The sequence below is a fragment of the Curtobacterium sp. MCBA15_012 genome, assembly GCF_001864935.2.
In the GTDB taxonomy this organism is placed as follows: Bacteria; Actinomycetota; Actinomycetes; order Actinomycetales; family Microbacteriaceae; genus Curtobacterium.
Genome location: NZ_CP126267.1, coordinates 135,296 through 150,607, shown reverse-complemented (window position 1 = coordinate 150,607; position 15,312 = coordinate 135,296). Strand labels below are relative to the sequence as shown.

15 protein-coding genes are annotated in these 15,312 nt (G+C 71.5%); 4 read left to right on the top strand and 11 right to left on the bottom strand.

Features of this window, described 5'->3' with window-relative positions; translation table 11 throughout:
• Positions 1–5: 5 nt before the first annotated feature.
• A complete protein-coding gene (locus tag QOL15_RS00770; protein WP_175473816.1) occupies positions 6–1,118 on the bottom strand; it encodes a VanZ family protein in 1,113 nt (370 codons plus the stop codon).
• Between the two features lie 309 nt (positions 1,119–1,427).
• On the opposite strand from QOL15_RS00770, the gene QOL15_RS00765 reads away from it, so the two are divergent.
• Positions 1,428–1,634 (top strand): cold-shock protein, encoded by a 207-nt coding sequence (locus tag QOL15_RS00765; protein ID WP_065963953.1) that lies wholly within the window; start codon positions 1,428–1,430, stop codon positions 1,632–1,634.
• A 136-nt stretch (positions 1,635–1,770) separates the two neighbouring features.
• Here the strand turns inward: QOL15_RS00765 and QOL15_RS00760 are convergent, their stop codons facing one another.
• Entirely contained in the window at positions 1,771–2,469 is a 699-nt protein-coding gene (locus QOL15_RS00760; protein ID WP_071246440.1) for a hypothetical protein, read from the bottom strand.
• A gap of 63 nt (positions 2,470–2,532) precedes the next feature.
• Entirely contained in the window at positions 2,533–3,075 is a 543-nt protein-coding gene (locus QOL15_RS00755; RefSeq protein WP_065961751.1) for an amino-acid N-acetyltransferase, read from the bottom strand.
• Between the two features lie 172 nt (positions 3,076–3,247).
• Between QOL15_RS00755 and QOL15_RS00750 the strand changes: the two genes are divergently transcribed.
• Positions 3,248–3,700: an SRPBCC family protein gene (locus QOL15_RS00750; protein ID WP_065961749.1), complete on the top strand. Its 453-nt coding sequence runs from the start codon at positions 3,248–3,250 to the stop codon at positions 3,698–3,700.
• A 138-nt stretch (positions 3,701–3,838) separates the two neighbouring features.
• On the top strand, positions 3,839–4,648 hold the full coding sequence (locus QOL15_RS00745) for a hypothetical protein (protein WP_139197400.1): 810 nt from the start codon (positions 3,839–3,841) through the stop codon (positions 4,646–4,648).
• Between the two features lie 484 nt (positions 4,649–5,132).
• Here the strand turns inward: QOL15_RS00745 and QOL15_RS00740 are convergent, their stop codons facing one another.
• Positions 5,133–7,652 (bottom strand): ATP-dependent Clp protease ATP-binding subunit, encoded by a 2,520-nt coding sequence (locus QOL15_RS00740; protein ID WP_065961743.1) that lies wholly within the window; start codon positions 7,650–7,652, stop codon positions 5,133–5,135.
• 155 nt (positions 7,653–7,807) lie between these two features.
• On the opposite strand from QOL15_RS00740, the gene QOL15_RS00735 reads away from it, so the two are divergent.
• Entirely contained in the window at positions 7,808–8,740 is a 933-nt protein-coding gene (locus tag QOL15_RS00735) for an NAD(+)/NADH kinase (protein WP_065961741.1), read from the top strand.
• A gap of 215 nt (positions 8,741–8,955) precedes the next feature.
• On the opposite strand, the gene QOL15_RS00730 is transcribed toward QOL15_RS00735, so the two are convergent.
• From QOL15_RS00730 to QOL15_RS00700, 7 genes are all read right to left on the bottom strand, one after another.
• Positions 8,956–10,026, bottom strand: coding sequence for a sigma-70 family RNA polymerase sigma factor (locus QOL15_RS00730; protein ID WP_065961736.1), 1,071 nt, complete (start codon positions 10,024–10,026; stop codon positions 8,956–8,958).
• Between the two features lie 347 nt (positions 10,027–10,373).
• The gene (locus QOL15_RS00725; protein ID WP_290439177.1) at positions 10,374–10,505 is read right to left on the bottom strand and encodes a hypothetical protein; all 132 of its coding nucleotides are present in this window, start codon (positions 10,503–10,505) and stop codon (positions 10,374–10,376) included.
• A gap of 74 nt (positions 10,506–10,579) precedes the next feature.
• Positions 10,580–10,711 (bottom strand): hypothetical protein, encoded by a 132-nt coding sequence (locus tag QOL15_RS00720; protein WP_302847150.1) that lies wholly within the window; start codon positions 10,709–10,711, stop codon positions 10,580–10,582.
• 65 nt (positions 10,712–10,776) lie between these two features.
• Positions 10,777–10,980, bottom strand: a complete 204-nt coding sequence (locus tag QOL15_RS00715; protein WP_065961734.1) for a hypothetical protein — start codon at positions 10,978–10,980, stop codon at positions 10,777–10,779.
• Between the two features lie 136 nt (positions 10,981–11,116).
• Positions 11,117–12,637, bottom strand: coding sequence for a lysine--tRNA ligase (gene lysS, locus QOL15_RS00710; RefSeq protein WP_071246724.1), 1,521 nt, complete (start codon positions 12,635–12,637; stop codon positions 11,117–11,119).
• A gap of 88 nt (positions 12,638–12,725) precedes the next feature.
• A complete protein-coding gene (locus tag QOL15_RS00705; protein WP_253181619.1) occupies positions 12,726–13,418 on the bottom strand; it encodes a Rossmann-like and DUF2520 domain-containing protein in 693 nt (230 codons plus the stop codon).
• The gene (locus QOL15_RS00700; RefSeq protein WP_071246729.1) at positions 13,415–15,307 is read right to left on the bottom strand and encodes a PH domain-containing protein; all 1,893 of its coding nucleotides are present in this window, start codon (positions 15,305–15,307) and stop codon (positions 13,415–13,417) included. The genes QOL15_RS00705 and QOL15_RS00700 overlap by 4 nt, the downstream gene beginning before the upstream one ends.
• Positions 15,308–15,312: the final 5 nt, after the last annotated feature.

Here is a 15,312-nt window from a genome sequence, read left to right as displayed (position 1 = left end):
CGCCCCTAGTCCACCAGATCTCGCCGGTCCGCGTGGACAGCCGGACCGGGCGCCGGGAGGCGGTCGTCCTCGACCCCGAGGCCGGTGACGGCGTTCGCGAAGCCGCGGCGGTCCCGCGTCGCGATCAGGCCGACGACGGCGGCGACGGCCAGGGCCGTCCCGACGAGGCCGGAGAACGGGAACGTCACGGCGCCGGCGAACGACCAGCCGCCGGATCCGAGTGCCCACCTCGCGAGTCGGCGGCCGGGGTCGGGCACCGGGGTCGGTCGGAGCCGGACGACGTGTTCGCCGAGGGTCCTGCCGGTGACCAGCACGACCACGAGCTGGCCGAGGGGCGCGACGAGTGACGCCGCGGTGACGGTGCCGGTCGCCAGGAGCGACCGCTCGTCCACCTCCAGGAGCGCGAGTGTGATCGCGGCACCCGAGGAGAGCAGGCCGGTCGTGAACACGACGGCCAGGAGGTCCGCCAGCATGCCGAACGCACGCCGGGGGATCGTGACCGGTCTGGGCGCGGACGCGTCGGACGGGCGGTCCGAACCGGCGAGCACCGCGACGAGGGGCGCGGCGAACGTCCCGAGGGCGGCTCCGGTGGTGTTCGCGAGCAGGTCGTCGACGTCGAACAGCCGGTAGGCGCACTCGTAGAGGAACCAGTCGCCGGTGAGCTGGGTGGTCTCGACGAGCAGCGACACGACGAACCCGACGGCGGCGCCGACCAGGAGACCGGTGAACCAGCGGTGGCGCAGGACCGCGTGGCGGACGAGCGCGCCGAGCGGCACGAACAGGACCACGTTCAGCAGGACCTGTGCCGCGGCGGGGTTGGCGAGCAGGGACCGCGGGCCGCTGATGCCGCCCTCGCGGGCGATGTCGTGCAGGAAGGTGAACGGCACGAGCTGCGGGGACGGGCTCGGGCACAGGGATGCGGGGTCGTCGGGGAGCGGCAGGAGGGTGTACGTCACGAGGGCCAGCGCGTACACGAGCGTCCCGAACGCGACCACGCCACGCCGGAACCCGAGGACTCCGTGGCGCCGGTACTCGAGCGCCGCCCAGGGTACGAGCGCGGCGACCGCGAGGGCCGTCCCCGCAACGAAGGCGATCACTCCCGGCAGCACACTTCCCACGTCGGACAGGGTACGCAAGTCAGATTCTCGGGACGGATCTCGCCAGGGGACTCCCGCAGAGGCCACTCGGCACTGTAGGTTGGTCTCAACCGCTCCGGCGGGAGTCCATCGTTCTTCTGGTGCTCTGCACCTTCGAGCGCCAACGGTCACTGACCTTCCCAGGTCGCCTGGCCCCGAACCCGTTCCGCCGGCCCATGCCCGCGGGGCGCATCGATCTACGACATCCGTCGGTGGATCGGCGGCAGTACGTGCCGCCTCGCAAGACAGGCAGCGATATCTCGCCTGGCAAGAAAGTAAGGAAACGCCATCATGGCAACTGGCACCGTCAAGTGGTTCAACAACGAAAAGGGCTTCGGCTTCATCGCTCCGGACGACGGCAGCGCCGACGTCTTCGCGCACTTCTCCGCGATCGGTGGCAACGGCTACAAGTCGCTCGAGGAGAACCAGAAGGTGGAGTTCGAGATCACCGAGGGCCGCAAGGGCCCGCAGGCGGAGAACATCACCGTCATCGGCTGATCACCGCATCTGCTCGAACGGGCTCGTCGTCTTCGGACGGCGGGCCCGTTCTGCGTCTGCGGGGAGCGACCGGAGCGCAACGTCGCGCCCCCGCACCCCGCGCCCCCGCGCCCCCGCGCCCCCGCGCCCCCGCGCCCTAGTTCAGGACGAACTGCGCCGCCTTCGCCGACTGCAGTTCCCCCACCGCCACGGTCAGGTGGTAGCTCGCCCCGCCACCGGTGACCGCCGGCCGCGAGCTGTCGCACGTGGTCGTCGACGAGCGCGTCCGGTCCCAGGTGATCGACGGCGTCGTGAGGGTCTGCCCCGCCTTGATCGTCACGTCCTGGTTCGTGCCGTTGGTCTGGCAGTCCTTCGACGACCAGTACTGCTCGTCGCCGGAGCTGATCGTGAGCACCTGCTGCGCCGACCCGAGGTCCATGTGGCACGTGGTCGATCCGGTGTTCGTGATCGACATGGCGATCTTCGGGTCCTCGGTGGGACCGTACGAGCTCTTGTCGAGGACCGGCTTCAGTGCGATGTCGTCCTTCGTGCAGGTGTCCCCGTCGCCGGCGGCCGCGGCCGATGCCGACGCCGAGGGGGGCGGCGACGCTGCGTCAGCAGCGCCGCCTGCGTCGGACTTCGCCGATGACGCGGCCGGCGACGCGGACGCCGACGGTGACGCGGACGCCGACGGTGACGCCGACGGACCGGTCGCCGACGTCGCTCCGCTCCCCCGGCCCACGACGATCAGCACGACCACCACGACCACGAGGAGCAGGACCCCGAGCACGAGCGCCCGGCGGCGCCAGTAGACACGGGAGGACTCGGGTCCGACGGGGTGGCGCAGGGAGGACATGCGCACAGGGTAGGGCGAACGCGCCGCACCCCGGGGAGCGACGCCGGGGCACCGCGGAAAGCGTCAGAGGATCTTCAGCATGCGGGTGTTGCCGAGGGTGTTCGGCTTGACCCGGGCGAGGTCGAGGAACTCCGCGACCCCCTCGTCGGACGACCGCACGAGCTCGGCGTAGACGTCGGGGTCGACGACCTGCTCGCCGATCTCGAGGTAGCCGTGCTTCGTGAAGAAGTCGACCTCGAAGGTCAGGCAGAAGATCCGGGCGACCCCGAGCTCGCGGGCGTCGTGCTCGAGCGCCTCGAGCATGCGGTGGCCGACGCGCTTGTGGATCCACGCCTCGTCGAGGGCGAGTGTGCGCACCTCGGCGATGTCGTCCCAGAACACCGCGAGCGCACCGCAGCCGATCGGGACGCCGTCGGGCCCCTCGGCGATCCGGAACTGCTGGATCGAGCCGTACAGGGCGACGTTCTCCTTGCCGAGCAGGATCCGCCGGTCGACGTACGGGGCGATGAGCCGCTGGATGTGCGGCACGTCCGACGCGAGTGCGGGTCGCACGCGGATGCCGTGTTCGTCCCGCTCGTCGAACGCGTGCTTCCCGTGTGCAGTCATCCTCCCGAGCATAGGACGGCGGAGCGTGCACCGCCGCGACGCGCCAGCACCCACGCTCCGCGCCGCCCGAGGGGGACACCGCCCTGGACCCCGTCCAGCTACACCCGCCTACCGTCCCAGGTGCAGGCAACACGCCACGAACACCCCAGTACGACGAAACGAAGGAGCGGCCGTGCCCCAGATCATCGAGACCGTCGACGTCAACGTCCCCGTCCGCCAGGCCTACGACCAGTGGACCCGGTTCGAGGAGTTCCCGCACTTCCTCGACGAGGTCGAGAAGATCGTCCAGGTCGACGACACCACCACCGACTGGACCGTGAAGGTGGCCGGCCAGGAGCGTCAGTTCCGTGCCGTCATCACCGAGCAGCACCCGGACGAGCGTGTCGCGTGGACCGTCAAGGACGGCGACACCGACCACGCGGGCGTCGTCACGTTCCACAAGCTCGCGGACGCCGAGACCCGCGTCACCGTGCAGATCGACTGGGAGCCCTCCGGCATCCTCGAGAAGCTCGGTTCCGCCGTCGGCGTCGGCGGCCACGCCGTCAAGAAGGACCTCCAGAACTACAAGGAGCGCGTCGAGAACGCCCCGACCGAGCCGGGTTGGCGCGGCGACGTCCAGGCCTGACGCCCGGGCGTCCTGAAGCAAGGACCCACAGACGGGAGGCGCGGTGCCAGCTGGCACCGCGCCTCCCGTCCGTCGTGTGGTCGCGGCAGACCGCCGACCGCACCGCCGCGCACATCGCACGCTGGCAGAGTGGCTGGCATGAAGCTCCTGCGCACCGCACTCACCGGCACCGCGATCGCCACCGCGGGGAGCGTCGCGCTCGGCGCCGCTGCCGCGCGACGCCTGCTCCACCCCGCGCCGTTCACGCCGCCGGAGTCCGAGCTCGTGTGGACGACGGCCGACGAGGTCCCGGGCACCGAACCGGACGGCATCGCCGAGACGCACGTCGTGCACGTCCACGGGCAGTCGATCGGGCCGCAGCAGGTCCTCCGCGGGCTGCGGGTGTGGCGGGAGCTCGGCGCCTCGAACCAGGTCGTGGACACGTCGGGGCTGCCGCTGCGGTCCCTCGACCCGACCGCGGTCGACCGGATCGCCGCCGCCGCACACGCTGCCCGGGCACGGGGCGCCCGCCGGGTCGTGCTGCAAGGCTGGTCCGCCGGGGCCCTCGCGGCGTCCGCAGCCGCGGCACGGACGCCCGTGGACGGCATCGTCGGTGTCGCACCGCTGCTCGACGTCCGGTCGGCCCTCCGCGGCGCCGTGACCGCGTCCCGGTTCCCCGCGGCCGTCGGGACCGTGGCGGTGCGTGTGGCGACCACCTCGGGCCTGAGCCGGCTCGCCGGTGTGCCGTACCCGCTCAGCGTCACCCGGTGGCAGGACGAGGGCACGCCGACCCTGCTGCTGCACTCGGCGGCCGACCCGCTCGTCGACCCGGACGACGTCGCCACCCGGCGTGCGCACGGGGCCGAGGTCGTGACGTTCGCCACGGCGCGGCACACGCTCGAGTGGAACGAGGACCCGGAGCGCTGGGAGCAGGCCGTCCGCACGTTCGCCGCTGCCCTGCCCGCCTGAGCCCGCCTGAGCCCGCCTGGACGGGACCGGGCCGGGCCGCCGGGCCGGGCCCGCCGGGCCGCCGGACCGGGCCCGCCGGGCCGCCGGGCCGCCGGGCCGCCGGGCCGCCGGGCCGCCGGGCCGCCGGGCCGGGCCCGCGCACGGATGGAGCAGACGACGTCGCCCGGACCGGGCCGACCCGACGTCTGCTGCTCCATCCCCGAGCGTGCATGACGGCGGGGGACCCCCGAACGCGTAAGTGGCCCCGATCCGAAGGGACCGGGGCCACTGACGTCCAGCCAGTTGGGGGGAACAGCCGGACATCGTGTACGAGGCGTTGGGGGGAACCCCTCGCACAGGGACAACGGTACCCCCGGACGAGGGTCAGGTCCGGCTCCGACGCGAAGTCATCCCGTATCCGCACTCCGGACGGACGGAAGGCGCAGCACCCGGGGGTGCTGCGCCTTCCGTGCCGGACCCGGGGGTCGGCCTGGGCCGGAGGGGCCTAGGACTCGATCTCGCCCTGCGGGGTCTCGGGTGCCTTCTCGAGCGACGGGGCCCCGGCGAGGACCTCCTCGCGACCCGGCTGACGCCCGGTCTCGAACTGGAACGCACCGTCGGCGAAGTCGACCTTCACGTGGTCGCCGGCCGTGAGCTCACCCTGCAGGATGTGCTCGGACAGCTGGTCCTCGACCTCGTGCTGCATCGCGCGACGCAGCGGGCGTGCACCGAGTGCCGGGTCGAACCCGACCTTGATGAGCTGCTCCTTGGCCGGGAGCGTGAGCTCGACGGTCATGTCGCGGTCGAGCAGACGGTCGGCCAGACGCTTCACGAACAGGTCCACGATCTGCAGCAGCTCGGACTGCGACAGCTGCGGGAACACGATCGTGTCGTCGACGCGGTTCAGGAATTCGGGCTTGAAGTGCTTCTTGAGCTCCTCGTTCACCTTCGAGCGCATGCGGTCATAGCCGACGGCCGAGTCGCCCTCGACCTGGAAGCCCACCGGGCCACCGGCGATGCCCTGCGAACCGAGGTTCGTGGTCATGATGATGACGGTGTTCTTGAAGTCGACCACGCGGCCCTGACCATCGGTCAGACGACCCTCTTCGAGGACCTGCAGCAGCGAGTTGAAGATGTCCGGGTGGGCCTTCTCGATCTCGTCGAACAGGACCACGGAGAACGGCTTGCGGCGCACCTTCTCGGTGAGCTGGCCGCCCTCCTCGAACCCGACGAACCCGGGAGGGGCACCGAACAGGCGCGAGACCGTGTGCTTCTCGCCGAACTCCGACATGTCGAGGGAGATCAGTGCACCCTCGTCGTCGAACAGGAACTCGGCCAGGGCCTTGGCGAGCTCGGTCTTCCCGACGCCCGTGGGGCCGGCGAAGATGAACGAGCCGGAGGGACGGTTCGGGTCCTTCAGGCCGGCGCGGGTGCGGCGGATGGTCTTGGAGAGCGCCGAGATGGCTTCTTCTTGACCGATGACGCGCTCGTGCAGGGCCTTCTCCATGAAGACGAGACGCGAGGTCTCTTCCTCGGTGAGCTTGAAGACCGGGATGCCCGTGGCCTGCGCCAGGACCTCGGCGATGATGCCCTCGTCGACGGTGCCGGACGCGGCGACGTCACCCGCACGCCACTGCTTCTCGAGGCGGAGACGCTCGCCGAGGAGCTTCTTCTCCTCGTCGCGCAGGCTCGCGGCCTTCTCGAAGTCCTGCTCCTCGATCGCGGCTTCCTTCGACCCGCGGACCGTCGAGATCTTCTCGTCGAACTCGCGGAGCTCCGGCGGCGCCGACAGGATCGACAGGCGGAGACGTGCGCCGGCCTCGTCGATCAGGTCGATGGCCTTGTCCGGCAGGAAGCGGTCCTGCACGTAGCGGTCGGCCAGGTTCGCCGCGGCGACGATCGCGCCGTCGGTGATGGACACCTTGTGGAACGCCTCGTACTTGTCGCGGAGGCCCTTGAGGATGTTGATCGCGTGCGGCAGCGACGGCTCGTTGACCTGCACCGGCTGGAAGCGGCGCTCGAGTGCGGCGTCCTTCTCGAAGTGCTTGCGGTACTCGTCGAGCGTGGTGGCGCCGACGGTCTGCAGCTCACCGCGGGCGAGCAGCGGCTTGAGGATCGAGGCCGCGTCGATAGCGCCCTCGGCGGCACCGGCACCCACGAGGGTGTGGATCTCGTCGATGAAGACGATGATGTCGCCGCGGGTGCGGATCTCCTTCGTGACCTTCTTCAGGCGCTCCTCGAAGTCGCCGCGGTAGCGGGAACCGGCGATGAGCGAACCGAGGTCGAGCGAGTAGAGCTGCTTGTCCTTGAGCGTCTCCGGGACGTCGCCCTTGACGATCGCCTGGGCGAGGCCCTCGACGACCGCGGTCTTGCCGACGCCGGGCTCACCGATCAGGACGGGGTTGTTCTTGGAACGACGGGAGAGGATCTGCATGACCCGCTCCATCTCCTTCTCGCGCCCGATGACCGGGTCGAGCTTGCCGTCACGCGCGGCCTGGGTGAGGTTCCGACCGAACTGGTCGAGGACCTGCGAACCCTGCTGGGCGTTCTGCTGCGTCTCGCCACCGACGGCGACCGCTTCCTTGCCCTGGTAGCCGGACAGGAGCTGGATGACCTGCTGGCGGACGCGGTTGAGGTCCGCACCGAGCTTGACGAGCACCTGTGCGGCGACGCCCTCGCCCTCGCGGATGAGGCCGAGCAGGATGTGCTCGGTCCCGATGTAGTTGTGGCCGAGCTGCAGCGCCTCGCGCAGGGACAGCTCGAGCACCTTCTTGGCGCGCGGCGTGAACGGGATGTGCCCGGTCGGCTGCTGCTGCCCCTGCCCGATGATGTCCTGGACCTGCTCGCGGACGGCATCGAGCGAGATGCCGAGCGACTCCAGCGCCTTGGCGGCGACGCCCTCGCCCTCGTGGATGAGGCCGAGGAGGATGTGCTCGGTGCCGATGTAGTTGTGGTTGAGCATCTTCGCTTCTTCTTGAGCGAGGACGACAACACGACGGGCTCGGTCGGTGAATCTCTCGAACATGTGCTCTCCCTTGCCGGACCGGTGGAGGCCCGGTGACGTACGTCGAGACTAACCAGCGCACCCCCGGAGGGCTGCCCCTGTTCGCCGTGGGCGTGACCTCGCTTCGCACCGTGCGCAGACCGGTCCTCCCGGCGGCCGCTGGGTACGCTCGGGGCATGGAGCAGCCCGTCGTCGGCCTCGTGGTCCACCCGACCAAGAACGTGCAGGAGTCCGTCCGGACACTGCAGCGCTGGAAGGGGTCCGGGCAGGGTCGGCTGATCGCCCGACGTGCGGACGCGCAGCGCATCGGCGGCGAGGTCGAGGTGCTCGACGACGACGACTTCACCGAGCGGGTCGACCTGGTCGTGGCACTCGGCGGCGACGGCACGATGCTCGGCGCCATGCGGCTCGTGGCGAAGCGCCCGGTGCCGGTGCTCGGCGTGAACTACGGCAACGTCGGGTTCCTCGTGGAGATCGAGCCGCCGGACCTCGAGGCCGCCCTCGACCGACTGTCCGCCGGCGACTACCAGCTCGAACCGCACCACGCGCTCGAGGCCCGACTGTCCTGGAGCGGGGCCCGCACCGACTACCTCGCGTTCAACGACCTGACCGTCGTGCGGCGTCCCGGCGCGGGTCAGGTCTCGGCGGACCTCAGCGTCGGCGGACTCGGCTACGGCTACTACCGCGCGGACGCCATCGTGGCCTCGACGCCGGCGGGCTCCACCGCGTACAACTACGCCGCGGGCGGACCGGTGCTCTCCCCCGCGCTGTCGGGCTCCGTCGTGACGCCGGTCGCCCCGATGGCCGGCATCGACCGCTCGGTGGTGCTCGCGGCGCGGGAGCGCTACCGGCTCGACATCGCCGAGGGCACCCGGAGCGCCGCGCTCGAGGTCGACGGGCTCGTCGTCGGCGAGGTCGCGACCGGGGCGCAGATCGACGTCCGGCTGCGCAAGGACGCCGGGAGCGTGGTGCGACTCGACGCCGAGCGGCACGGGCGCACCGGACGCGTGAAGCTCAGCCTGCTCGACCTGCCGGTCCGTCCGGACCAGCTGATCGAGCTCATCCCGCACGACCTGCGGCAGCGCCTGAACCGCGACGTCGAGGACTGACCGGAGCGGTCCGCCGTCCGGGCCGACGAGACGACCGACCGGCACGGACCACCACCCGCGCAGCGGACCCGGCCCCTGCCCCGGCCCCGGACAGACGAGTGGCCCGCCCAGGCAGTGCCTGGACGGGCCGTCCCATCACCCCACCGGACCGCCTTCCCACGGAACGGCCCGGTTCCCCGTGCCGACGCTCACACGTCGGCCGAAGCCTGCTGTCCTCAGTCGGTCAGGTACAGCTGCATGTCCTGGCTCACGGCCTTCGCGAACAGGCGCAGCTTCGCACGCGACTCGACGCGGCTGACCGCCTGGCGCGTGGTGTGCACGATCTTCGAGATCTCGTCGAGCGTCATCGGCTTGTCGTCGTCGAGGCCGTAGCGCATGCGGATGACGTTGGCCTCGTCGCTCGGCAGCTCGGCGACGATGGAGCGGATGTCGCGGTGGAGCAGCGTCGTCTCGGTCAGCTCGTTCGGGCTGGCGGCGTCCTCGTCCTCGATGAAGTCGCCCAGCTCGCTGTCGTCGGAGTCACCGACGACGGTGTGGATGGACACGGGCTCGTGCGAACGGCCCTTGAGGTCGGTCAGCTCGTCGACGCTCATGCTGAGCTCCGCGGCGACCTCGTCGGGCATCGGCGCACGGCCGAGGTCGACGGTCAGGTCGCGCTCGGTGCGCGAGATCTTGTTGATCAGCTCGACGGTGTGCACCGGGATGCGGATCGTGCGTGCCTTGTCGGCGAGCCCACGCGAGATGGCCTGGCGGATCCACCAGGTCGCGTAGGTGGAGAACTTGTAGCCCTGCGTGAAGTCGAACTTCTCGACCGCGCGGACGAGCCCGAGGTTGCCCTCCTGGATGACGTCCATGAACGGCAGGCCACGCTGCGAGTAGCGCTTCGCGATGCTCACGACCAGGCGGAGGTTCGACGTGATCATGCGCTCCTTGGCGCGCTCACCGTCGCGGACGAGCCAGCGGAGTTCACGCTGCAGGGTCTTGTCGAGCCCGGCCTCGGTGTTCAGCTTCTCCTCGGCGAAGAGACCGACCTCGATGCGGCGGGCGATGTCGGCTTCTTCCTCGGCGGTGAGGAGGGACAGCCGACCGATGTGGCGGAGGTAGTCACCGACCTGGTCGACCGAGGCGCCACGGACACCCGCGAGCTGCTCGTCGGCTTCGACCTCGGTGTCGAGCGTGGTGGTCTCGACCGTCGGGTCGACGGTCTTGAGGGAGGCGGGCTTCTTGGTGCGGCGCGCGGTGGTGGCGCTGGTCGTCGTCTTCGGTGCTGCTGTGGTGATCGTCATGGTGACGCTCCCTGTGTTCGACGGTGATGGCCTCGTGAGGGGGGTGTTCATGAGTAAAGCGGTCACGATGCGTACCCCACAAACCCGCGGGATCGATTCCCAGGTGACTTCGTGCTTCACCCCTCCGGACGTCCCCCGTGGGGTACGTCCCGGTCGCCAGCATTGTCCGTCCCGACACCCGCACACAAGGGGATTGCGCCGAGTTTCCGGTGTTTCACGGGTGTTTCGGGTCCCCCGCCGAGGGTGTACCCCGGTCGACCGCGCTCCCTGGACACGAGAACGGGGTACGTCGATCCGGATCGTCGCGATCCGGTCGGCGTACCCCGTTGCGGGTGACGAGGTGGGTGTCACCAGGACGGTTCGAGCCAGCCCTCCCGGCGCTTGGAGGTCTCGAGGTCGGCGTCGCGGTCGAACTCGTCGTACTCGCTCTCGATGTCACCGACGAGGCTGCGGCCGGTGAAGAGGTTCGTGATGGACATGCGCACCACCCTCGCTCGGTCGCGCGACGACACGAGGACGGAACGGTGAACGGCGGGTGACCGTCGCCGGGCGCTCAGACGTCCTGGTCGTCCTCGTCGCCGTCCGTCCACACCGCGTCCCGGACGGGGTCGGGCAGCGCGGAGTGCCCGAAGGCGTCCTCGGGGTCGGTCTCCGCCGGATCGGGGTCGATCGGTCGCGCGTGCACGACGGCGAGTCCACCAGCCCGGGGTGAACGGACGGTGACGCGGGAGCCGCGACCTGCGGCGGTGGCTACTCCGCGGAGGTCGGCGCGGGGGCGGGTCGGCCGTGCTCGCGCTCGAAGCGCGCGCGCTCCTCCGCTTCGACCTTCGCGTACGCCGATCGCTCGGTCCGGTCGGCACGCATGATCGCGCGCATCACGAACCAGAAGATCAGGCCGACGACGACCGTCGGCGTCACGGCGAAGACGATCCCGGTCACGACTCCATCAGGCACCGGAGCATCGTACCTCGCTCCGTCGGGACGCACGGTGCGAGACGGACGCACACCGTGCCTCCAGGCCGCCGGTCCCGACGGGGGACGGACGGGAGGCGCGGTGCGGGTCGGACCCGCACCGCGCCTCCCGGGGTGGTCACTTGACGAGCGGGAACAGGATCGTCTCGCGGATGCCGAGCCCGGTGATCGCCATGAGCAGGCGGTCGACGCCCATGCCCATGCCGCCCGACGGCGGCATGGCGTGCTCGAGGGCCCGCAGGAACTCCTCGTCGACCCGCATGGCCTCGGGGTCGCCGCCCGCGGCGAGCTTCGCCTGCTCGACGAAGCGCTCACGCTGCACGACCGGGTCGACGAGCTCCGAGTACGCCGTCGCGAGCTCGAAGCCGCGCACGTACAGGTCCCACTTCTCGACCACACCGGGGCGGGTGCGGTGCTGGCGGGTGAGCGGCGAGGTGTCGACCGGGAAGTTCATCACGAACGTCGGGGCGTGCAGCTCGTCCGAGTTGAAGTGCTCCCAGAGCTCCTCGACGTACTTGCCGTGCGTCGCGTGCGCGACCTCGACGCCCTCGGCGTCGGCGAGCGCCTGCAGCTCGGACAGCGGGGTCTCCGGCGTGATCTCGTGGCCGGACGCCTCGGACAGCGACTCGTACATGTCCATGCGCGCCCACTCGCCGCCGAGGTCGTAGTCGGTGCCGTCCGGCAGCGTGACCACGAGCGAGCCACCGGTCACGGCGCGCGTGGCGTTCTGCACGAGCTCCTGCGTCAGGCCGGCCATCTGCTCGTAGTCGCCGTACGCCTGGTAGGCCTCGACCATCGCGAACTCGGGCGAGTGCGACGAGTCGGCGCCCTCGTTCCGGAAGTTGCGGTTGATCTCGAACACGCGGTCGATGCCGCCGACGACCGCGCGCTTGAGGAAGAGCTCGGGCGCGATGCGGAGGTACAGCTCGGTGTCGAACGCGTTCGAGTGCGTCACGAAGGGACGGGCCGAGGCGCCGCCGTGCTGGGTCTGCAGCATCGGGGTCTCGACCTCGAGGTACTCGTGCCCGGTGAAGGTGCTGCGCAGCGAGGCCATCACGGCCGCGCGGGCACGGACGGTGGCGCGGGCCTGGTCACGGACGATGAGGTCGAGGTACCGCTGGCGGACCCGGGTCTCCTCGTTGAGCTCGTTGTGCAGGTTCGGCAGCGGCAGGATCGCCTTCGCCGCGATCGCCCAGTCGTCGACCATGATCGACAGCTCGCCGCGGCGCGAGGAGATCACGCGGCCGTGCACGAAGACGTGGTCGCCGAGGTCGACGAACTCCTTCCAGCGGGCGAGCGACTCGTCGCCCACCTCGGCCAACGACACCATCGCCTGGATGCGGGAGCCGTCGCCGGACTGCAGCGAGGCGAAGCAGAGCTTGCCCGTGTTGCGCGAGAACACGATGCGGCCGGCGATGCCGACGACGTCCTGGGTCTCCTCGCCGGTCCCGAGGTGCTCGTACTGCGCGCGGACGGCGGGGATCGTCGTCGTGATCGGGAGCTCGGCGGGGTAGGCGTCGATCCCGGCCTCGAGGAGCTTCGCCCGCTTGTCGAGCCGGACCTGTCGCTGCTCGCTGGTCTCGGCGGCCTCGAGTTCGGCGGCGGAGGGCTCCGTGGCGGGTGCGGTCTCGTCGGTCATGCTGGTGCGGCTCCGATGGGGTCGTGGGGGATGCACCGATGGTACCGGCCGGGACGGCCCGCCCGACGACGTCCCGTGGCCGCGCCGACTACAGCGCCGCCTGCCCGTCCGCCGCCGCGAGCGCGTTGTCGACCGCCGAGCGCACGAGCGCACCGAGCACCCGCCCCGGCCGCTCGACCCCGATGCCGGCGAGGGTCCCCGCCGACTGGTCGACGATCGCGGTCGAGAACGACACCGCGGCCCGCACGGCGTCGGCGTACGCGGGGCGGTCCTCCTCGGCGACCACGAACGGCTCCGCGCCCATCTCGACGACGAGCGCCTGCGCGATCGGCAGCACCGGCGACGGCGCGGTCACGGCGCAGTAGGCGTCGCGCAGGCGTGTCAGGTCGACACTGGTGCCGGTGAACGCCATCGCGGGGTGGATCGCGAGCGGGATGGCCCCGGCCGCGCGTGCGGGCGCGAGGACCTCGACGCCGTGGTCCGGGCTCGTGTGCACGACGAGCTGTCCGGGCTGCCAGATGCCCGCCTCCGCGAGGCCCCGCACGAGTTCGGCGAGCTGGTCGTCGGGCACCGCGAGCAGCACCAGTTCGCTCCGCTCGACGAGCTCCGGCGTCGTCAGCACGGGGGCTCCTGGCAGCATCGCGCCGGCTCGGTCCCGGCCGGCCTCGGACACGGCGGTCACCCCGACCACGGCGTGCTCCGCGTTGGCCAGCGCGGCGCCGAGCACGGGTCCGACCCGTCCGGCGCCGACGATGCCGACGCCGAGTCGTCCCGCCCTCACCGTGCGGCTCCGGGCGGCGGGACGTCGGACCACGGGGCGGTCGGGGGGACGTCGGGCCACCGGCCTGGAGGCGCGGCTCGCGTCCCCGCGTCGGCCTGCGCCGGTCCGCGGGTCGCGTCACCGAGCGGGTCGGCCTGCGTCGGTCTGCCGGTCGCGTCACCGGACGGACCCGCCTGCGCCGGTCCGCGGGTCGCGTCACCGAGCGGACCTGCCGGCGAGCACGGCGCCGTGGACCCGAGCGGCTGCGGCACCGCGGCCTGCGTGGCGGCGGCGTCCCGGGCCTCCCGTTCGCGCCACCGGTGGGACGTGTCCGCGGCGGCCGCCTCGACCGCCCGCCGGGCGGTCCCGGACCACAGGCGCTGCGCGTCCTGCGCGTCGAGCGCCCCGATGCGCGCCGAGACGGGACCCGACACGGTGTGCACGTGCACCGACGCCACCCGCAGCCAGCGCTCGACCGGACCCTGCTCGACCCGCACGCTCTGCACGCGGGGCAGCGGGACGATGACGAGCGACCGCCAGACCGCGCCGAGGCGCAGCAGCACGGCCCCCTGCACGAAGCGGTACCCGTTACGGCGGAACGACAGCGGGCGGAGCCACGCACCCCGACCCGGCGAGTGCACGAAGCCGCCGCGGTCACCCGTCGTGGTGAGGCTGTCGTCGACCACGTCGACCGCCTCGGACGACCCCTCGCGGAGCTCCTCGCGGGAGGCGTCCGGGCCGGCGACGGCCGAACCGACCAGGCCCGGCAGGATGATGTCGAGGACCTCGCGGACGTCGGCGGCGCGACCGACGGGCAGCACGATCGACGACACCTGCTGGTTGCTCGAGGCCCCGTTGCCGGCGTTCGTCGCACGGTTGATCCGGACGTCCCACCAGCCGAACGGGCGCCACAGCAGCGGCTGCGCGACGCTCACCGCGTGGATGCGCCCGGGCGGGAGCGTCTCGTTCGACGTGGACACGAGTCCGAAGCCGATCCGGATGCCGTCGCGGGTGTCGGCGATCGTGTACTGCAGCGAGCGCGAGAACTTGCGGACGTAGTAGCCGCCGGCACCGATCACGGCCGGGAACAGGCCGAACAGGATCCCGGACTCGCCGGTGAGCGCCACGCTGACCACCATCGCGGCGATGGCCAGCAGGATGAACACCGTCGTCCCGGACAGCAGCATGGAGGCGATGAGCCGCCCCGGGTGCACCTTGACGATCCGGGTCGCGTGCACCGCGGCGGGGTCGAGCTCGGGCGAGAACAGCTCGTCGACGCGGTCCTGCAGCACGCCGTCGGACCGGCGCACGGCACGGGGGTCGTCGTCCTTCGCGCCGGACGCGAGCACGAGGATGCGCTGCCGCAGGTCGTCGGCGGCACGCGCCCCGAGGTACGCGAGCTGCACGTTCGCGTCGTTGCCGGCCTGCGCGATCTCGAGCTTCGCGGTCCCGAGCACCCGGGCGACGAGGGGCCGCGAGATGTTGATGCCCTGGATGCGGTCGAGCCGCGCCCGACGGTTGGTCCGGAAGAGCACGCCCGAGCGCACCTCGACGATCTCGCCGGTCACGCGGAACTCGTGCATCCGCCAGGACAGCCAGAACAGCCCGGTGAGCACGACGAGCAGCACGACCACGCCGAGCACCACCCAGCCGACCACGCCGTGCTCCCACACGTAGCGCACCGGGTCGCCGCTGTCCTGCGGGCCGGTGCCGGGGATGAAGAACTCGACGAGCTGGTCCCGCAGGTTGTTGAGCACGTACCCGAGCACCACGATGAGCACGATGCCGCCCTTGAGCAGCGGCGTGAGCGGGTGCAGACGGTGCCACTCGCCGTCGGTGAGCGGAGCGGCTGCGGCGGCGTCGCCCTTCGTGGGCGGGGCGGGCGGCGGTGGTCCGGGGCGGAACGTCACGCGGT